This is a genomic window from Limnospira sp. (assembly GCF_051859755.1).
GTDB classification, from domain to species: Bacteria; Cyanobacteriota; Cyanobacteriia; order Cyanobacteriales; family Microcoleaceae; genus Limnospira; species Limnospira fusiformis.
The window spans coordinates 1-3,109 of record NZ_JBIMLI010000259.1; the positions used below are offsets into that span (position 1 = coordinate 1).

Here is a 3,109-nt window from a genome sequence, read left to right on the forward strand (position 1 = left end):
TTTTTGTCTAAGGTCGTAACTGTAGGGGGCTGGCATTTTGGGTCTTCTGTAGATATCCTTGCCATTATACGTCCTAAATGTTCTGTCTTGTGCTATACAATTGGTGATAGGGGCAGCCTAACCATCCCTCAAAATTGCGCTGCTGTTCCGGGGTGGGTTCTTCAACAGAGGTAATTTTATAAGCACTAGGACGGGGCGATCGCAGTATAGCTTCAGAGGTTCGCAATTCGTCTTGATGGAAGAAACTTATATGGACTTCATCTCCTGGTTTAAAGTCTAGCAAGCGATCGCTAATGTTTTCAACGCTCACCCGAAAACCATTGATAGCTAATAATTCATCCTCAGCATCAATTCCCGCTAATTGTGCTGGACTTCCTGCTTCCACAAATTTAACTATTGTCTTTCCATTTTCCGCCGCCAGTCGCCAACCCAAATCAGGAACAATATCATTATTTTGAGGTTTAATTACTAACCCAAAGGGTTGTAAATAATCATTTAAAGGCAGTTCTTCAGTACCATGAAGATAGCGATTAAAGAAATCGTCTAAATCCATTTCTGCCACCGAAGCGATCGCCGACTGTAACTCCGTCGCCGTATAGCCCTTTTCCGATTTCCCGAATTTTTCCCACATTAGCACCATCACATCATCAAGCGATCGCCGATTTCCATGACGGTTACGGATCAACAGTTCCAGCATAAATGACACCAATTCCCCTTTTAAATAGTAGGACATTTGATTGTTGTCACTATAAGCATCCCGGCGATACAACTTAATCCAAGCATCCCAACTCGACTCACCCAGGGGTTGAACGAACCGCCCAGGAGTCGTCAAGAATCGGGAAATATCCTTAGATAAACCATTCAAAAAATCCTTAACCTCAACAATACCAGATCGGTAAATCATCCAGCCATCATAATAGCTAGTTGCTCCCTCACAAAACCACAAAGAAGTCGTATAACATTCGGATTCATAGTTAAACACTTCCAACTCTTTCGGGCGTAAGCGCTTAACATTCCAGAGGTGAAAAAACTCATGAGCTACCAACTGCATAAAGCGGTTATACTTATCCCGGTCTCGCAATCCTAACCGAGGATAATTAAGAGAGCAGGAATTTTTATGTTCCAGTCCTCCATAACCCTGACTGGACAAATGCAATAGAAACACATAGCGGTCATAGGGAAGACCCGAAAATAGATTGCTAACCTCGTGAATAATTTTCCGACAATCTGTAATTAAGCGATCGACATCACCATTTCCTTGGCCCCAAATTGCCAATTGATGAGGTTTTCCAGCCGCTTCAAAATCATAAACCTGATGGGTGCCAATCTCAAAAGGACTATCAACCAAGGTATCAAAATCCGTCGCCTCAAAGGTATTTTCGACCCCTGAAACGGACGGTAAACTGGTAGTAACCCACCAACCCTTTGGAGGTGCGATCGCCACTTGGATCGGCAAATTTTCCCATCCAGGAACATAAAAGAACAGAGCCGCCCCATTAAAATAGCCGTGGGTGCTATCCAAATGGTTAGTTCTTACCGTCAACTCATTGGCATAGATACGGTAGTGGACTATGAGCGAGTCTGACTCTCCTGCTTGTACCCGCCATGTATTTTTACTGACCTTAGACCAAGACAGAGATTGATCATGGCGATCGCATACCTGAAAATCCTGCAAATGTCTTGCATACTCCCGCACCATATAAGAACCCGGAGTCCACACCGGCATTTTCAAATCAATCACCCCGGAGTCCACCACCGGACCCGCGCCATAGTGTCGAGAGATTTGGAACCGCACCTCAAACAAATGAGACCCCGGTTGAGACATAGAAACCAGGTAATGGGTGGCTACCGTCGAGTCAGCGCCCTCTAGGGAGGGGGTTCTAATAGCTTGAGTCATTAAACAGAAAAATAGCGACAAATTAGGGCTGTTTTAGCTCAAGCCCCAAGAGCAAAGGAGCCAGCTACCAGAGGACTAGCCTACTGATTAGCCAATTGATTAAGGTGCTTGAGGTTAATCAAATGGATCACCTGACGTTCCGTATCAATATTAATCCAACCCTTGCTATTGAGTTTTTCCATAATTTTGCTAGTCTCTTCCAGACTGATATCAGTAACATGAGCCAAATCTTGTTCAGGAATGTTAAAAATATCAGCCCCTTTTTCTGTCAACTGGCCATAATTTTCCGCCAACTCCACCAAAGTATTAGCCAGCTTAACCGCCGGAGGGCGGTGTCGGATCTGATAACGCTGGTTAGTTTGGCGCAAACGTCGCACCATCAGTTGCAACATTCGATGATGGAGTTGTGGGTCTTTAAACAGCGTTTGAATAAATCGTTGAGCCGAGACACTAATCAATCGTACAGAGGACAAAGCAATCACATCATTGGATCGGGGAGACTCATCGAGAATCGCCATTTCGCCAAAAAAATCACCTCGCCCCAAAATAGCCAGGGTGACTACATTATCGCCCGACAGTCGCCGTACCTTGACCCACCCGGAAACGATGAAATAAACTGCATTTCCCCAAGCATCCTCCATCACGATCGCGCGATTAGCTGGATACTCGTGCTTCACAGCCACCGACAACAACCATTCCAGAGTTTCTGGGTTTGCCCCTTTAAAAAGAGGAAAAAGCTCACTAAAAGCCTCAGTCTGCATGAGAACTCGCGCTAAGTCAGAAGTTTTATGTTGACACACCACCTCACAAACTGCAAGGGGCTTCGAGATTTCGATCACTAGAGATTTGAAGTTACCCACCGTTAAGGCTCAGGCCCACAACCTGGGCATCGGTGCTTCTCAGGCTATGTTGTACTCCCCCACCAACCCCGTCGGTAAGCGCGAGAGACTTCCAGTAGCATTAAAGGAAGGCAAATCTAAATCTAATTATACCAAGGGAAGTTCCCTATAAAGCCCACTAACTTGTAATCAGCCTTGTAATCAGCAATGACAGTTAGTGCCAACAAACACAGATAGAAGTGGCAATCCAGTGCAACACTTATATATAGCACTAGTCAATACGGTTAGGACGCAGTCTTGAGAACAGAATCCATGGCATCATGGAGAGAATCAAACTGCTCAATACAATGGCGAATGCGGGCTTTCAACCACG

2 protein-coding genes are annotated in these 3,109 nt (G+C 45.2%); both read right to left on the bottom strand.

The features are described 5' to 3' along the window. Positions 1 to 73: 73 nt before the first annotated feature. Positions 74 to 1,897, bottom strand: coding sequence for a M61 family metallopeptidase (locus tag ACTIE0_RS23555; RefSeq protein ID WP_006625965.1), 1,824 nt, complete (start codon positions 1,895 to 1,897; stop codon positions 74 to 76). 80 nt (positions 1,898 to 1,977) lie between these two features. Next, the gene (locus tag ACTIE0_RS23560; protein WP_008050490.1) at positions 1,978 to 2,658 is read right to left on the bottom strand and encodes a Crp/Fnr family transcriptional regulator; all 681 of its coding nucleotides are present in this window, start codon (positions 2,656 to 2,658) and stop codon (positions 1,978 to 1,980) included. Between the last annotated feature and the right edge of the window lie 451 nt (positions 2,659 to 3,109).